Genomic DNA, 15,768 nt, shown 5'->3' on the forward strand with positions numbered 1-15,768 from the left:
GCGGCGCGGTTCGTGACGAGGGGCGGATGCCGCGGCATCCGCCCCTCGTCACAGGTGCTTCGTGAAGAAGTCGACCAGGTCCTTCGTGTTCGTGTTGATGTACTGGTAGCCGCCGTACCGCTCGTCGGACGGGTACGCGATGACTCCGGCCGAGTTCGGGGTCACAGCCGACATGTGCTCGACGTCGGACATCTCGCCCCACTGGTCGCCGGTGCCCTGCACGTACTGCACGACGGTGTCGCCGAGCCCCGCGGCGGGCACGGACGGGTCGTGGCTGCTGGGCAGCGGGGCGCGACGGAACCAGTAGACGACGTCGAGCATGCGCGCGAACGCCGGCCCGAACGGCCCTGCCTCGCTGCGCGCCATGTTGCGGCTGAAGATGGACACTTTCGTGGGCTGGATTGCGACGAGCGCGCGGATGGGCTGACACTCGGCCGTGCCGTAGAGCACGGTGCTTCCTCCCGCCGACATGCCGATCGCGCCGATGCGGTCGGAGTCGACATCCGCACGTGTGCGCAGGTAGCGCACGGCGCCGACGTAGTCGCGCTTCTCTCGCATGCCGTAGGTCAGCGGCAGCCGCTCGCCGCTCTCGCCGTGACTCGCGAGGTCGAACATGAGCACGTGGAATCCCGCGTCGTGCAGCGCCCTCGTCGCCGGCAGGTGATCGACGCTTCGGTCCGGCCACGGGACGCGACCTCCGACGTTGCCGAGCCGGTTCCACGGCCAGCCGTGCACCCACACGACCGTCGGTCCACTGTCCGGCCCGGCCGGGATGAACCACCCGCGCAGTGTCACGCCGTCCGTCGACGGGAAGGTCACATCCTCGAAGTCGAGGCCCACCTCGGCAGGGGTCCGGTCGACCGGCTGACGCAGCCCCGACATCATGACGCTCGCGAGCCGGAACAGCTTGGGCATGGCATCCGCTCCTTCAGGCCGTCGCGGTCACGGGCGCGTGCGCGTGGAAGGTCACGACGAGTCCGCTCTCGGGCAGCGGGAACAGCTCGTTCGTGAGCTCGAGATCCTGCGGCGGAAGCGTCCACGTGGCGCGGCGCAGCAGCAGCACGAGGTACATCTTCATCGCGACCGTGACGATGTTCTCGCCCGGGCAGCGGTGGTGCGTCGCGAGGCCTCCGCCGTGCGGCACGTAGCTTCCCTGCGGAAGCGCCGCCTCGGCATCCGCCTCGAAGCGATCGGGGTCGAACCGCTCGGGATCCTCGAAGACGTCCTCGTTGCGCATGTTGATGTGGATCGCGCCGATCGCGCCCCACCCCGCGGGGATGCGGTGGCCGGCGACCTCCATGGACTTCTTGACGCGCCCGAAGAACGTCGCCGAGTTCATCGCGAAGTAGCGGCGCACTTCCTTCGTGATCTGCTCCAGGTACTCCAGCTCCTCGATCTGGTCCATCGTGAGCTGCCCCGATGGAGCGATCCGATCGATCTCGGCCCGCGCCTTCTCGACGATCTCCGGATGCTGGCCGAGCGCCATCGTGAGCAGGGTCAGCGGCACGAAGTAGCCGCCCTGGCTCGCGAAGACGAGATGCCGGATGTCGCCTTTGAGCTCCTCCGCGTCGACTCCCGACTCCGACGCCGCGTGGAGCATGCGCGAGACGATGTCGTCGTAGTTGTCGGACGTCTGGTGGCGCGCGAGGGCATCGTCGACGATCTGGATGAGCCGGTTGCGCGCCCGGATCGCGCGCGCGTACGGCGTGCCCGGGATCGGGAACGGGATGGTCTGGAAACCGCCCCGCATGTCGGCCACGACCCGGTTGAGCTCCTCGGCCGCCTCCTCGCTCTCGTCGCCCGTGTACAGCGCGCCGGACAGGCGGGCGGCGAACATCTGCAGCTCGGGCAGCACGGTCTCGGTCCCCCGGTCCACCCATCCGTCGATCATCGATTGCATGAGCGCCTGCATACGGGGCAGGTACGCCTCGATCGCCGACCGGTATCCGACCGCGCGGAGCATGACCGCTTTGCGGAGGCGGTGGTCGGAGCCGTCGAGAAGCGCGAGCGAGTTCAGGAACAGCTGCTCCACCGAGATCGGATCGGCTCCCCCGCGCTCGATTCGCGGGTCGGTCGCGAACGTGTGGAACGCCTCGTGGCCTGAGAACACGACGAAGTTGATGCCGAACAGCCGTGTCTTGAACACGGGTCCGTACTTGGCGAACCGATCGGTGTAGAAGCCGTGGTTGCTGCGCACGATCGCGAGCGACTCCCCCACCCAGGGCAAGCCGAACCGTCCGGGCGGCAGCGGGTTCTCTCGCCTCATGTCAACTCCTCAGGACGCGGACGTCGGGTCGTGCGCGGGTGCCGCGTGAGATCACGCGGCGACGGATGGTGTCGACTCCCCGTCTCGTGCTGCTCGCGATTCACCGGCTCGGCCGCCCGCCGCAGCGGCCGGCACCGCCTTCCACGGCGCGAACGCGTTCTCGACACCGTCGAGGGCGGGAGCGAGGCTCGGGTAGTGCCTCAGCAGGACCGTCTTCATCGTGTTGTCGGCGATCCACTTCAGGCCCGCCTTCGTGTAGTACTCCTCGGTGAAGCAGTCGGTGATGAACCGGTCGCTCTTGAGTCGGCGGCTCGCCATGAGGATGAACACGCGGAAGGCGGTGTCGCTGAAACCGAACCCCTTCGGGGGCGTCTCGGCGTGCATGCCGACCTGCAGGTCGACGCGCTCGATGTCTCCGTCGTACAGCTCGCGCAGCTCCTGCGCCCACTGCGGGTCGTCGGTGAGCTCCTCGAAGGTCTCGGGCGCCTTGAGGTGCAGCAGTCGCCGGAACTCGTTGTAGCGAGGCACACCCCGCTCGCGGTCGCGCGCGATGTCGAGTGCGGCGAGGTCGAGGCGCACGCCGTCGGGCAGCGTGATGTCCTGCATCCAGCTCGGGAAGTTGTGCAGCTGCACGGCCCCCGGATGCTGGATGCCGAATGAGTACCACAGGTCGTCGGTGCGCACGCCCTCGGTGAGGACGCGGTGCGCGTTCAGGAGGATGATCTCCTGGAATTCCATCGTGTCGAGCAGGCTGTCGTCGGCGATCGCCCGCACGTCGAGGCGGTCGGGCAGCAGCGGATGCAGGCGGTACACCGCCGCGAACTCCTCCGTGAGCTGGTACGGCGCGCCGTGATGGTCGGCCCCCGACCCCGGGATCCCGCTGATGACCTCGCTCTTGCTGATACGGCCGAACCGGCGGTGGATGCGCTCGCCTGCGAGGCCCCACCAGTTCGCGCGCATGGCGACCTTCAGGACGGGGTGCGAGATGATCGCGGGAGTCCACTCGACCGTGTGGATCTTCGCGATGAGCGCCGACACGACGAGGTGCGAGGTGCCGAACAGCTCGTCCTCGGTCATGTCGGGGTAGTTCTTCTTGAGCTCGTCGCACACGGCGTTGTGCTCGAGCGTGAACAGCGTGTGGAGCATGCCGAGCCCCGCCCACCAGTTCTCGCTGAACCCCGTGAGGGCGACGCCGGTCGCGGGGTCGAGCGGAAGGTGCCCGTCCTTGAGCACGAGCTTGCCGTCGACGCCGCTGCGCACCTGGTCGCGGCGCTCCTTCGAGCTGCCGTAGATCGCCGACGCGTCCCACCAGTGCGACTGGCTGTTGATGTACGTCGGCGGCAGCTTCGCGTCGGCCTCGACGCGCGTGTCGTCGGCCTTCGTGCGCGGGATGCGCATGGGCCGCTCGAACCACGTGTCCTCGTCCTCGACCGGGACCTCGAGGTGCTTGTCGTTTTCACGCGTGTGCGCGAACCAGTCGTGCGTCTGGAACTGGATCCACGACGCGGCCACGAGGTTGAGCGAGGTCGCAGGCGTGAACCGCTCTCGCCGCATGAGTCTCTGGCTCACGAGCCTCGGGCTCGGCGACATGAGGGCGTCCCCCTCCTCGGGCCACGCCTTGTCGAGCGGGATGTTCCGCGCGAAGCGCGTGCCGGCCTTGCCCATGTCGGGGTCGGACAGATCGTTGAACGAGCCGTCCGCCGAGCGGAACCGCCGCTCGGCCTCGGGCACGGTCTGGAGCGTGACGCCCGGGGCGAGCCTCGGATCGGCGGGAGTGCGCGTGTCGTGGAGGTTCTCCTCGCGAAGCTGATCGCGCAGGGCGATGAGGTTGAACAGCCCCAGCAGGAACGGGAGCCGATGCCACGGCGTCTTGCGGTTGACCCGCGCGTAGAACCTCCCGAGCGCGCGGTCGAAGAATGACGGTTCGCTCAATGCAAGCTCCGTTCGTGGAGGAATCCCCAGTCGTCCTTGCCCGAATCATAGTGATGCGACGGTCCGGCGACCATCACCTTCTGCGGAGTGACGGATGCGCCGCCCGCCGCTCCCGTATCAAGAGCGGCGCCGCGGGCTCCAAATACATTGCAGGCGGTGACCCCGCTCACTACGGTGAGTTGCAGCGGGCCGATGAATGGGGAGATCGCGCCGCTCGACGGCGGGTCGCCGGCCCGTACTCCGCCGTGAGCCGCTGTCCACCCGCTGGGAGGTATCGACGATGTCCGCCATCCGACTACGGGCTGCCCGCTCGTGCGGCCTTCGGGAGATCTGACATGGCCGCTGCGATCGAGTGCGTCGATGCCGTCGTCGTGGGGTCGGGCTTCGGCGGCTCGGTCTGCGCGTTCCGTCTCGCCGAGGCCGGTCGTTCGGTCGTCCTTCTCGAGCGCGGCCGCGCGTATGCGCCCGGCACGTTCGCGCGGACGCCCTACGAGATGAGCCGCAACTTCTGGGAGCCGAAGGACGAGCTGCTCGGGCTCTTCGACATCCGGTCGTTCCGCAAGCTCGAGTCCATCGTGTCGGCGGGCCTCGGCGGCGGATCCCTCATCTACGCGAACGTGCTCCTGCGCAAGGACGAGCGCTGGTTCGTGCACGACTCGCCGCTGCCCGGCGGAGGCTACGAGAACTGGCCGATCGGGCGCGCCGACCTCGATCGGCATTACGACGCCGTCGAGACGATGATGACCCCGACCCCGAACCCGTACCCCGACCTTCCGAAGGCGAAGGCGCTCCGCGAGGCCGCCGAGGCGCTCGGCCTCGAGGCGTTCTCTCCGCCGCTGGCGATCTCGTTCGCGCCGCGTCCGGGCGCTCCGGCGGGTCAGAAGCAGATCGTCGAAGAGGCTCCGTACGGCAACATCCACGGCGTCACCCGCCTCACGTGCCGCCTGTGCGGAGAATGCGACCTCGGGTGCAACGAGGGCTCCAAGAACACGCTCGACCACACGTACCTCTCCGCTGCGGCGCACCAGGGCGCCGACATCCGCACCCTCTCCGACGTCTACGGCGTCGTGCCCCTCCCCTCCGGCGGCTACGAGGTGCGCTATCGGCAGTACGCCGCAGATCCCGACGAGAACGGCCACTACGAACGCACCGAGCGCGTGATCCGGTGCAGCCAGCTGTTCCTCGGCGCCGGCACGTTCGGAACGACCTCGCTCCTGCTGCGCAACCGTGTCAATCTGCCCGCGATCGGCCGCGCGGTCGGCATGCGGTTCAGCGGCAACGGCGACCTGCTCACGTTCTGCGTCGGCGGAACGACGACGCGGCCCGGCGGACAGCTGCGCGTCATCGACCCGAACCGCGGGCCGGTCATCACGACCTCGATCCGCCGACCCGACGGCGTCGACGAGGAGGGCGCCGGCCGTGGCTACTACGTGCAGGAGGCGGGCTTCCCGGACTTCGCGAACTGGCTCATCGAGGCAGCGCAGGTGACTTCGTCGGTCAAGCGCGCCGCGAACGTCGTGTCGAAGATCATGGCGCTGCGCCTGGCGAAGAAGAACGAGTCGACGATCTCCGCCGAGATCGCCAAGCTCATCGGCGAAGGGCGCCTCACGGCGACGTCGCTCCCCCTGCTCGGGATGGGCCGCGACACGCCCGACGGCCGCATCACGCTGCGCGACGGCGAGCTCGACGTCGACTGGACCACCGCGACCAGCGCGGCCTACTTCGAGGCGATGCGCGAGACCATGCGCGACATCACGGAGAAGCTCGACGGGCGCTTCCGCGACAATCCGCTGTGGTGGACGAAGCGCGTCGTGACGGTGCATCCGCTCGGCGGATCGCCGATGGGACGGCACGTGCACGAGGGCGTCGTCGACAGCTGGAACGAGTCGTTCGGGCATCCGGACCTCTACGTCGTCGACGGCGCGGCCGTGCCCGGGCCGGTCGGACCCAACCCCTCCCTCACCATCGCGGCGATGGCCGACCGGGCAGTCGAACGCGCGCTCGAGAAGCCGCGGCCGAAGCGCCGCCGCGCGGCGCGCGCGACGGCAGCCGCGGCATCCGAGACCGCCCCTCCCGCACCCGCGGAGGGCGCGGGCATGGAGTTCACCGAGCAGATGAAGGGGTACGTGACGCTGGGCGAGACCGACCCCGTCACCGGATACAGGATCGGACGGCAGCTCACGCATCGATTCATGTTCCAGCTCACGATCACGGCGCCCGATGTCGAGACGTTCGCGAACGAGCCCGACCACACGGCCACCGCTGAGGGCTTCGTGCGGTGCGACGTGCTCGGCGGCGAGCTCCCGGTGAAGCGCGGGTGGGCGAACCTCTTCGTCGCGGGCGACGCCGACGGCACGCGTGAGATGCAGTACCGGCTGTGGTTCAACGACCTGTCGGGTGCGCCGCTCACGATGTACGGGTTCAAGACCGTTCGCGACGACCCCGGCTTCGACCTTTGGCGCGACACGTCGACGCTCTACGTCACGCTCATGCAGGGTCACATCCCGCCCGGGCAGACCAGCGAGGTGATCGGCGCGGGCGTGCTGCGCATCCTGCCGCTCGACTTCGCACGGCAGATCACGACGTTCCGCGGGGCGGGCTCGGGCTCGGTCGGGTCCATCGCGCGGTTCGGCGGCTTCTTCATGAAGTCCGTGGTCGACGCGTACCTGTCGCCCGCACGCCGCGCGCCCGTCGACGCGTCGCCCGAGCGGCACCTCGACGACCCGAACGCGGACGCCCGCACGCGACACACCGAGGAGGTGACCGCGTGACCGCGCCGACGACCGTGACGCCGGCGGTGCGCTACCGCAACGAAGTCCATTTCTTCACCGCGGATGACGGCACGCCGCTCACCCTGATCCACGTGCGCGGCGAGAGCGAGCCGGCCAAGGGGCCGGTGCTTCTCGTCCACGGTGCCGGCATGCGCGCCGAGATGTTCCGACCACCCGGCGTACGCTCGATCGTGGACGAGCTCGTGGCGGCCGGGTGGGACGTGTGGATGCTCAACTGGCGCGGCTCGCTCGACCTCGACCCTCTCCCGTGGACGCTCGACGACGTCGCCGGCCACGACATCCCGTCGGCCGTCCGCGAAGTGGTCGCCCGCACGGGCGCCGGCTCGGTGAAGATCGTGGCGCACTGCCAGGGCGCCGCGGCGTCGAGCATGGCCGCCGTGGCGGGGCTCATCCCCGAGGTCGATGTCGTGGTCGCGAGCGGGGCGTCGCTGCACCCGGTCCTCCCCCGCGCCACGAAGGCGAAGCTGCACGTGCTGCGGCGCGTGCTGCACCACCGCTCGCCCTACATCGACGTCGCGTGGGGCGACGGTCCCGAGCGCGGAGTCGCCCTCCTCACGCGCAACGCGGTGCGGCTGTGGCACACGGAGTGCCGCAACCCCGGGTGCAACATGGCGAGTTTCGCGCTGGGGTCGGGGCATCCGGCCCTGTGGAAGCACGAGAATCTGACGGATGCCACGCACGACTGGCTGCGCACCGAGTTCGGCAAGATCCCCTTCAGCTTCTACGCCCAGCTCGCGGCGTCGGATCGCGCGGGCCAGTTCGTCGCGGTGCATCCGGCGAACGGGCTCCCCCGGCGCTTCGCCGACGCGCCGCCGAAGACCGACGCGCGCTTCGCGCTGTTCGCGGGCGCGGAGAGTCGCGCGTTCCTGCCGGAAGCGCAGAAGGCGACGTTCGACCACCTCGAGCGCCACCATCCCGGGCGCAACGCGCTGCACGTGATCCCGGGCTACCGCTACACCGACCTGTTCATCGGCAAGCGCGCGCACGTCGACGTCTTCCCGCTCATGCTCGCCGAGCTCGAACGCTGAGACGGATGCCTCGCCCGGTCGCATCCGGGCGCAAGGGTCACAGGTGCTTGAGCGCCTCGCGGACGCTGAGCGGGCTGAGCTCGTGCTCGGCGACGAAGCGCCGGACCCACTCGGGGTCGACGCGCGCGTACTCGCGGAGCGCCCAGCCGATGGCCTTGCGGATGAAGAACTCGCGCTCGGGGATGTTGGGTTCGATCACGTCGGCGAGGAGGTCTCGGTCGACGCGGTCGCGCCGCCCGAGCTGCGAGAGGATCGCGATGCGGCGCACCCAGACGTCTTCGTCGATGCTCCAGCGGCGGACGAGAGCGGCCGTCACGGCGGGTCGGGCGTCGTGCGCGTCCGCGAGGCGATGCGCCAGCTCGTCGGTGATGTCCCACCACCGGCCCGTGCGCACCATGTGCTCGACGACGGGCATGAGTCGCGGGTCGGCACGGAGCGGCCGCAGTCCGAGCAGCGTCATCGCGGCGTAGCGCTCCTCACGGTGCGCTGCGTCGTTCCAGAGTTCGAGCGCGGCCTCGAGAAGCACGTCGCGGTCGGTCTCGCTCTTCGCGACGGCGCGCGCGATGCGACGCGCCTCGGGCACAGGCACGCCGTGGAACGGCATCGCCGACTTCATGTAGGCCTGCTGCCCCACCGCCCGGGCGGGATCCGCGATCGCGTGGAGCCCTGCGCGGATGCGGTCGGCGAGCGGCATGGCACCACGGTATCGGGGCTCCGGCGTGCTTATCGTCGAGAGGATGAAACGTGTGTCCGTGGAGTCCACCGTCATCGCCGCGGTCGGCTACGATGCGTCGACGGCGGTGCTCGAGATCGCATTCACGTCGGGCGACCTCTATCGCTACTACGCCGTGCCCCCGTCGGTGCACCGCGGGATCATGTCCGCCGACAGCGCCGGCCGCTACTTCGCGCGGCACATCCGGCCTGTGTATCCGAGCGAGCGGGTGCGGTGAATGCGAGCCGACAACCTCGAATAGCAGCCCAATAATTCAAGGTTATCAGCGCTATCCTTGAATAACGAGAGGATTGCTCATGGTTGTGGCGGATTGGCCGGCACACGGTAGCGAGATCGTGCCGTGGCGTCAGTCGGTACGCGGTGGCACACGTGCGGATCGGATGCTCATCGAAGTCGAGACCCGGTTGCCGCCGGTCATCGCGGAGCTCGACTTTCCGCTGCCCCCGCATCTGATGGCGGCGAGCGAGCGGGCACTCGTCGCGCTCGGTGCAATGGACGGTGAGGCGAGCGGACAGCCGACAGCGCTGGCCAGGTTCATGATCCGAAGCGAGTCGGTCGCGTCGTCCAAGATCGAGCGGATCAGCGCGAGCGCAGCGGACTTCGCGCGCGCCATTGCCGGCAACCGGTCGAACCCGTCCGCGGTGAGCATGGTAGCCGCGACCAAGGCGCTGAGCGCGATGGTGGACTCGGCCGGGCAGAACGGCCGGATCGAGCGCACTGACATCGAGAACGCGCATGCGGCGCTGATGAGCGACGATCCCGTGGAGGGCGCGTACGCGGGGCGTGTGCGAGACGACCAGAACTGGATCGGTGGAAGCGACCACAGCCCACGGGGGGCGCTGTATGTCCCACCCGCGCCCGCACGCGTCCACGGGCTGCTCGCCGACTTGGTCGCCTTCACGAACCGGGATGACCTCCCCACGATGGTCCAGGCGACGATTGCGCACGCCCAGTTCGAGTCCATCCATCCGTTCGGCGACGGGAACGGCCGCATCGGCCGAGCCCTCATCGGCGCGATCCTCCGCCGCCGCGGTGTCACCAGGAACACCGTCGTCCCGGTCGCGAGCGGGCTCCTGGCCCGGCGGGACGACTACTTCGACGCACTCGGCGCGTACCGGGAAGGCGAGGTCGAGCCGCTGCTGCGGCTGATGTGCCGTGCCGCCGCCATCGCGGCCGAAGAGGGTCGAGTGTCCGTGCAGCGGATCAAGAGTCTCCCGCGCGAGTGGGCGGAGCGCACCGATGCACGTCGCGGCTCGACGGCCGCGAAGCTCATTCCCGCGTTCTTCGACAACCCGGTCATGGGCGTCGACGATGTCGAGCGGGCAGCGGGAGCCACGAGTCAGGCGGTGTACACGGCGCTGGCACGGCTGGAAGAGGAAGGCATCATCCACGAAATCACCGGACGCAAGCGCGACCGCGTGTGGGCCGCCAGCGACCTCATGGACGAGCTCGACGACCTCGATCGTCGCATCGCGGCCGGCATGCGCGCCTAGCGAAGCGGTGGCAACGATAAGGCCCCCGGCAACTGGCGGCGTCCCGCTTGTTCGTGGAGTCTCTCGACGCCGTGCGGGTCAGCTTTTCTGATCATGCCGCGGTGAGGTCGCACATTGGACGAGGATCCCCGACATGCAGAAAACCCGCGGAATTCCGCGGGTTTCGAGTGGTGGGCGATACTGGGATCGAACCAGTGACCTCTTCCGTGTCAGGGAAGCGCGCTACCGCTGCGCCAATCGCCCGAGTCATGCTCCGGTCGGGACCGGGAGTGGAGGTGGCGACGGGATTCGAACCCGTGTAAACGGCTTTGCAGGCCGGTGCCTAGCCGCTCGGCCACGCCACCGCGTGTGGTTTGACCCCACGTGCCGCGGTCCCCGTTCCGGATCGCTCCGGGCAGAAAACCCCTGCACTCGAGCGGATGACGAGACTCGAACTCGCGACCCTCACCTTGGCAAGGTGATGCGCTACCAACTGCGCTACATCCGCATTTCGCGTCCGGGATTCGCACCCCGGGCACTTGAAAGACTTTAGCCGATCCTCGTCATCCTGCAAAACCGAACGAACCCCGCGCGTGTCATCTCCGCGATGGTTCGAGCGCGCGTGTCGCATCCGGTAGGATCATTACTCGTTCCCCACGGAGCACGGGCGATTGGCGCAGTTGGTAGCGCGCTTCCTTCACACGGAAGAGGTCATCAGTTCGAGTCTGGTATCGCCCACCACATCGACTCGCGGAGCCCACAGGGCGAACGCGAACGCGACCAGCCCGAGCGCGACGGCAGGGCCGTGCGGGTAATACGAGCCGATCAGGGTCGCCAATGCCGCGATCGGAAGCGTGAGCCCGAGCGTCAGCGACTCCCAGAGGGGCAGGCGCGGCGCGCCGGGTGCGAAGGCGGCGACGATCCCCCAGAGTCCCAGGAGGATGAGCACCGGCCCCTCCCACCCCCACAGGAAATGCAGCGGCGCACCCGGCGCGTGATTCACGTAGCTCAAGACGATCACGACCGCGAGCACGAGGAACAGGACGCCGTAGACGCGCCCGCTCCATCCGACGCGCGCGAGCGTCGGTCCCATCGCCAGCCACAGCAGCACGAACGACAGGCCGACCGCGGCGCCGAACATTAGGTAGAGGTCGAGAAGGCCGGCGCCCGACAGTGCGCCGCGGATGCCGACGTACAACGGCGTCCGCGTCAGGGCGATCGCCCACCCGGGCGCCCCCGTACCCGACCACACGACCGCTTGCTGCGGCAGGAGGAACAGGGCCCATGCCGCGGCGAGCGCGGCGAACACGGCGCATCCGGCTCGATTCGGCCACGCGCGCATCAGCTCGCCACCTTCCAGCCGTAGCGGCGCTGCAGGGCGTCCGCGACGCGCGCGAACCGCTCGGGATCGAGGGCGGATGCCTCGCGGCGCATGCCGTCGACGTGGACGCTGTAGAGCTGGTCGATGTCCGCCCATGACGGGCGGCCCTTCGAATCCCACGCACCGGATCCCACGTGGAGGAAGTCGCGGTCACCGTCGCGAGACTGGCTCGTGAGCTTGATCGCATACACGCGCTCGGCGTCCTGCCGCCCGATCACGAGCACCGGGCGGTCTTTGCCCCGACCATCGCGCTCCGCGTAGGGAACCCACGTCCACACCACTTCGCCCCCATCGGGGTCTCCGTCGGGTGCCGGTGCGTAGTGCAGCCGCAGAGCGCCGGAGGCGGGAGGTGCGAGCTCTATCGTCGCAGAAACGCCGGTGCGTCCCGGCTGATCCTCTTCGCCGACGATCCTGGTGGTGCGCTTGGACGGTCTGAGCAGCCCACCCAGCATCGCGAGAAGGCCCTTGTGTTTGGTCACGTCCGAAACCCTAGCGCCGCCGCCCGCCCGTTCCCGGCAGGCTCCTGCGCACGCGACAGGGGCGCCGCGGCTCATGCCGCGACGCCCCTGCTCTCTGCAGTGCGAGACCCAGTGGGGGGATCCGGGTTTCGTACCGGGGTCAGGTCCGATCGGCCAGAAGGTAGCCCTCTTCGCCGTGCACGACGGTGTCGACGCCCGCGAGCTCGTCCTCGTTCTTGATGCGGAAGCCGATCGTCTTCTCGACCGCGAAGCCGATGACCCACGCAGCCACGAAGGAGTAGAGGAGCACGCCGATCGCCGCGACGACCTGCAGCACGAGCTGCTCCCATCCACCGCCGAGGAAGAGGCCCGTCTCGGTCGCGAAGAAGCCGAGGTAGATCGTGCCGATGAGGCCGCCGACGAGGTGGATGCCGACCACGTCGAGCGAGTCGTCGTAGCCGAGCTTCCACTTGAGCTCGACCGCGAGGGCGCACACGGCGCCGGCGACGACGCCGAGCAGGAGCGCCCAGCCGGGGGTCAGGTTGGCGCACGAGGGGGTGATCGCGACGAGACCCGCGACCGCACCCGAGGCGGCGCCGACCGACGTGGCCTTGCCGTCCTTGAACTTCTCGACGATGAGCCAGCCGATGATCGCGGCGGCGGTGGCGCCGAGCGTGTTCACGACGATGAGGCCGACGCTCGAGTCCGGGGTGCCCAGCAGGCCGAAGGTGCCCTCCGCGCCCGCGTTGAAGCCGAACCAGCCGAACCACAGGATCGAGGCCCCGAGGAGCACGAGCGGGACGTTGTGCGGCTTCTGGATGCCCTTCTGGAAGCCGATGCGCTTGCCGAGCACGAGCGCGAGGCCGAGGGCCGCGGCACCGGCGTTGATGTGCACGGCGGTACCACCCGCATAGTCGATGACGCTCGTCGAGAACCCGAAGGTCTCACCGAGGCTCATGACCCAGCCGCCGCCCCAGACCCAGGCCGCGACCGGGAAGTAGACGAGCGTCGCCCAGATGCCGGCGAAGATCATCCATGCGCCGAACTTCGCGCGGTCGGCGATCGCGCCCGAGATCAGGGCGACGGTGATGATCGCGAACGTCGCACCGTAGGTCGCGCCGACGAGCGTGTCGCTGTCGGCGTTGGCGAGGCCGAAGTCCGAGAACGGGTTGCCGGCGAACGCCCAAGGACTCTCGACGGCGCTCATGTTGAACCCGTAGAGAACCCACAGCACGCCGACGAGCGCGAGCGCGCCGAAGCTCATCATCATCATGCTGACGACGCTCTTCGCCTTGACCAGCCCACCGTAGAAGAACGCCACTCCCGGCGTCATGAAGAGCACCAAGGCCGTCGCTGCGACGGACCAGGCGAGGTTACCGCTGTCCATGAGAATCCTCATCCATGTCGTGTTACTCGAGGGACGCCGGAGGTCACGCGGTTTCGGGTTGCTTGTCTCCGGGCGAGGCCCAGTCTCGCGACGCACCGTTTCCAACGCCGTGCGTGTCTTGTTTCGCGCGCGTTACGCGACCCGCTCTGACGTAAACATCACGTTTCAGAGGGGCGGGAACGCGCCGCGAGTTCGCTCAGCGAAGCGCGTGCGCGCGTGTCACGCGAGGGTGGACGCGACGAGGCGAGAGATGGCCCGCAGGTACTTCTTGCGGTAGCCGCCCGCGAGCATCTCCGCGGGGAAGACGCCGTCGAGCGTGACGCCGGTGGCGCGGATGGGGATCTGGGCGTCGTAGACACGGTCGATGAACGCGACGAACCGCAGGGCGGCGGACTGGTCGTCGAATTCGGCGACATCGCGGAGGCCGACGAGGGACAGTCCCTCGATGAGGCGGATGTACCGCGACGGGTGCACGCGCGCGAGGTGGGAGATGAGGTCGGAGAACGCGTCGTCCGAGACGAGGCCGCGAGTCGCCGCATCCGTGATCTCGGCCTCATATGCATCGGCGTCGAGAGAGACCGCGTGTCCGTCGACCGCGCGGTGCCGATAGTCCGTGCCGTCGATGCGGATGGTCTGGAAGCTCGCGGCCATCGCGTGGATCTCGCGCAGGAAGTCCTGCGCTGCGAAGCGGCCCTCGCCGAGGGCGTTGGGCGGGGTGTTGCTCGTCGCCGCGAGGCGCGTGCCGCCTGCGACCAGCTCGCCGAGCAGGCGCGTCATCACCATCGTGTCGCCCGGGTCGTCCAGCTCGAACTCGTCGATGCAGAGGAGGTCGGCGCCGCGGAAGAGGTCGACCGTGTTCTTGTACCCGAGTGCGCCGACGAGAGCCGTGTACTCGATGAACGAGCCGAAGTACTTCCGTCGCACGGGCATCGCGTGATAGATCGCGGCGAGCAGGTGGGTCTTGCCGACGCCGAAGCCGCCGTCGAGGTAGACGCCGGGCTTGAGCTCCGGACCCTTCTTCGCGCGCTTGAAGAACCCGCCCTTCGCGGGCGCCGCTCCACCGCCTGCGAACGAGATGAGGAGGTCCTTCGCCTCCTGCTGCGACGGATACGCCGGGTCTGCCTGATACGACTCGAACGTCGCCTGGTCGAACTGCGGCGGCGGAACGAGCTGAGCGACCATCTCGGCGCCGGACAGCTGGGGCGCCCGCTCAGCGAGGCGCACGATGCCGGAGCGTGCCGCAGTCGTTGTCATGTGCTCGTCTCGTGGTTCGACCGCAGGCGGAAGCCTCGCGGTAACAGGATTACGGAAAGAGTGCGCTCCCCCGCGCGGGACCCTATCGTCGTAGGCAGCGCGGCGAGGGATGCAATCACCCTACGCCGTTCCCGCACGCCGAGACCCGAGGAGCATCCGGTGACCGTTGAGTTCGACACGTCTTCGCCCAAGTTCGCCGATTACGCCGAGCCCGGCCGGCTCGTGACCGGCGAGTGGCTCGAAGCACGCCTCGGACAGCCCGGCCTGGTCGTGGTCGAGTCCGACGAAGACGTGCTGCTGTACGAGACCGGTCACATCCCGGGGGCGGTCAAGGTCGACTGGCACACCGAGCTGAACGACCCGGTTGTGCGCGACTACGTCGACGGCGCCGGATTCGCCGAGCTGCTCAGCAGCAAGGGCATCGGCCGCGACGACACCGTCGTCATCTACGGCGACAAGAACAACTGGTGGGCGGCGTACGCGCTGTGGGTGTTCTCGCTGTTCGGACACGAGGACGTGCGACTGCTCGACGGCGGCCGTGACAAGTGGATCGCCGAAGGCCGCCCGATCACCACCGAGCCCGCCGCCCGCGAGCGGACCGAGTACCCCGTCGTGGAGCGCGACGACAGCGTGCTGCGCGCCTACAAGGACGACGTCCTGGCGCACCTCGGCAACCCCCTCATCGACGTGCGCTCGCCCGAGGAGTACAACGGCTCGCGCACGTCCGCTCCCGCGTATCCCGAGGAGGGCGCGCTGCGCGCCGGCCACATCCCGACCGCGAAGAGCGTCCCGTGGGCGCGCGCGGTCGCCGGGGACGGCGGCTTCAAGCCGCGCGCGGAGCTCGACGCGATCTACCGGGAAGAGGCGGGCCTGTCCGAGGGCGACCCGATCATCGCGTACTGCCGCATCGGCGAGCGGTCGAGTCACACCTGGTTCGTCCTCAAGCACCTCCTGGGGTTCCAGGACGTCCGCAACTACGACGGCTCGTGGACCGAGTGGGGCTCTGCCGTACGCGTGCCCATCGTCACCGGCGACGCCCCCGGCGAGGTGCCCGGCCGCTCCTGA

The 15,768-nt window shown here is 69.0% G+C and carries 12 protein-coding genes and 4 tRNA genes; 6 read left to right on the forward strand and 10 right to left on the reverse strand.

Going from position 1 to position 15,768, the window contains the following annotated elements; translation table 11 throughout:
* Window positions 1–48: 48 nt before the first annotated feature.
* From BJ991_RS12260 to BJ991_RS12270, 3 genes are read right to left on the reverse strand one after another with little or no spacing between them, the layout of a single operon-like run.
* Window positions 49–915 carry an alpha/beta hydrolase gene (locus tag BJ991_RS12260; protein ID WP_179490391.1) on the reverse strand — a complete coding sequence of 289 codons (867 nt, stop codon included), beginning with the start codon at window positions 913–915 and terminating at the stop codon, window positions 49–51.
* Between the two features lie 13 nt (window positions 916–928).
* Window positions 929–2,266, reverse strand: coding sequence for a cytochrome P450 (locus tag BJ991_RS12265; protein ID WP_179490393.1), 1,338 nt, complete (start codon window positions 2,264–2,266; stop codon window positions 929–931).
* A 51-nt stretch (window positions 2,267–2,317) separates the two neighbouring features.
* Window positions 2,318–4,198: a peroxidase family protein gene (locus BJ991_RS12270; protein ID WP_179490395.1), complete on the reverse strand. Its 1,881-nt coding sequence runs from the start codon at window positions 4,196–4,198 to the stop codon at window positions 2,318–2,320.
* Window positions 4,199–4,533: 335 nt separating this feature from the next.
* Between BJ991_RS12270 and BJ991_RS12275 the strand changes: the two genes are divergently transcribed.
* Complete coding sequence (locus BJ991_RS12275) at window positions 4,534–6,969, forward strand: GMC oxidoreductase (protein ID WP_179490397.1); 2,436 nt, start codon at window positions 4,534–4,536, stop codon at window positions 6,967–6,969.
* Window positions 6,966–8,018 (forward strand): alpha/beta fold hydrolase, encoded by a 1,053-nt coding sequence (locus tag BJ991_RS12280; protein ID WP_179490399.1) that lies wholly within the window; start codon window positions 6,966–6,968, stop codon window positions 8,016–8,018. The genes BJ991_RS12275 and BJ991_RS12280 overlap by 4 nt, the downstream gene beginning before the upstream one ends.
* A 37-nt stretch (window positions 8,019–8,055) precedes the next feature.
* Here the strand turns inward: BJ991_RS12280 and BJ991_RS12285 are convergent, their stop codons facing one another.
* Entirely contained in the window at window positions 8,056–8,712 is a 657-nt protein-coding gene (locus BJ991_RS12285; RefSeq protein WP_179490401.1) for a DNA alkylation repair protein, read from the reverse strand.
* Between the two features lie 43 nt (window positions 8,713–8,755).
* Between BJ991_RS12285 and BJ991_RS12290 the strand changes: the two genes are divergently transcribed.
* Window positions 8,756–8,968 (forward strand): KTSC domain-containing protein, encoded by a 213-nt coding sequence (locus BJ991_RS12290; protein WP_179490403.1) that lies wholly within the window; start codon window positions 8,756–8,758, stop codon window positions 8,966–8,968.
* A gap of 163 nt (window positions 8,969–9,131) precedes the next feature.
* Window positions 9,132–10,244 (forward strand): Fic family protein, encoded by a 1,113-nt coding sequence (locus tag BJ991_RS12295; protein ID WP_179490405.1) that lies wholly within the window; start codon window positions 9,132–9,134, stop codon window positions 10,242–10,244.
* 168 nt (window positions 10,245–10,412) lie between these two features.
* On the opposite strand, the gene BJ991_RS12300 is transcribed toward BJ991_RS12295, so the two are convergent.
* The 3 genes from BJ991_RS12300 to BJ991_RS12310 all read right to left on the reverse strand — a co-directional run bounded on the left by BJ991_RS12300 (window position 10,413) and on the right by BJ991_RS12310 (window position 10,731).
* A tRNA-Val gene (locus BJ991_RS12300) sits at window positions 10,413–10,487 on the reverse strand.
* Between the two features lie 27 nt (window positions 10,488–10,514).
* A tRNA-Cys gene (locus tag BJ991_RS12305) sits at window positions 10,515–10,588 on the reverse strand.
* Between the two features lie 70 nt (window positions 10,589–10,658).
* A tRNA-Gly gene (locus tag BJ991_RS12310) sits at window positions 10,659–10,731 on the reverse strand.
* A 157-nt stretch (window positions 10,732–10,888) separates the two neighbouring features.
* Here BJ991_RS12310 and BJ991_RS12315 point away from each other — a divergent pair.
* Window positions 10,889–10,964 (forward strand) — tRNA-Val (locus BJ991_RS12315).
* 600 nt (window positions 10,965–11,564) lie between these two features.
* On the opposite strand, the gene BJ991_RS12320 is transcribed toward BJ991_RS12315, so the two are convergent.
* The 3 genes from BJ991_RS12320 to zapE form a co-directional block, all read right to left on the reverse strand.
* A complete protein-coding gene (locus BJ991_RS12320; RefSeq protein WP_343048746.1) occupies window positions 11,565–12,083 on the reverse strand; it encodes a type II toxin-antitoxin system PemK/MazF family toxin in 519 nt (172 codons plus the stop codon).
* Window positions 12,084–12,222: 139 nt separating this feature from the next.
* A complete protein-coding gene (locus tag BJ991_RS12325) occupies window positions 12,223–13,449 on the reverse strand; it encodes an ammonium transporter (RefSeq protein ID WP_179490407.1) in 1,227 nt (408 codons plus the stop codon).
* 219 nt (window positions 13,450–13,668) lie between these two features.
* Entirely contained in the window at window positions 13,669–14,703 is a 1,035-nt protein-coding gene (gene zapE, locus BJ991_RS12330) for a cell division protein ZapE (protein WP_179490409.1), read from the reverse strand.
* 159 nt (window positions 14,704–14,862) lie between these two features.
* Here zapE and BJ991_RS12335 point away from each other — a divergent pair, with 159 nt between their 5' ends.
* Window positions 14,863–15,768, forward strand: a complete 906-nt coding sequence (locus BJ991_RS12335) for a rhodanese-like domain-containing protein (RefSeq protein WP_179490411.1) — start codon at window positions 14,863–14,865, stop codon at window positions 15,766–15,768.

The organism is Microbacterium immunditiarum, assembly GCF_013409785.1.
Taxonomy (GTDB): Bacteria; Actinomycetota; Actinomycetes; order Actinomycetales; family Microbacteriaceae; genus Microbacterium; species Microbacterium immunditiarum.

Bases quoted from the DNA above. Each gene is read 5' to 3' on its own strand.
- BJ991_RS12260 (WP_179490391.1), bottom strand. From the start codon at position 915: ATGCCCAAGCTGTTCCGGCTCGCGAGCGTCATGATGTCGGGGCTGCGT.
- BJ991_RS12265 (WP_179490393.1), bottom strand. From the start codon at position 2,266: ATGAGGCGAGAGAACCCGCTGCCGCCCGGACGGTTCGGCTTGCCCTGG.
- BJ991_RS12275 (WP_179490397.1), top strand. From the start codon at position 4,534: ATGGCCGCTGCGATCGAGTGCGTCGATGCCGTCGTCGTGGGGTCGGGC.
- BJ991_RS12285 (WP_179490401.1), bottom strand. From the start codon at position 8,712: ATGCCGCTCGCCGACCGCATCCGCGCAGGGCTCCACGCGATCGCGGAT.
- BJ991_RS12290 (WP_179490403.1), top strand. From the start codon at position 8,756: ATGAAACGTGTGTCCGTGGAGTCCACCGTCATCGCCGCGGTCGGCTAC.
- BJ991_RS12295 (WP_179490405.1), top strand. From the start codon at position 9,132: ATGCTCATCGAAGTCGAGACCCGGTTGCCGCCGGTCATCGCGGAGCTC.
- BJ991_RS12325 (WP_179490407.1), bottom strand. From the start codon at position 13,449: ATGGACAGCGGTAACCTCGCCTGGTCCGTCGCAGCGACGGCCTTGGTG.
- zapE (WP_179490409.1), bottom strand. From the start codon at position 14,703: ATGACAACGACTGCGGCACGCTCCGGCATCGTGCGCCTCGCTGAGCGG.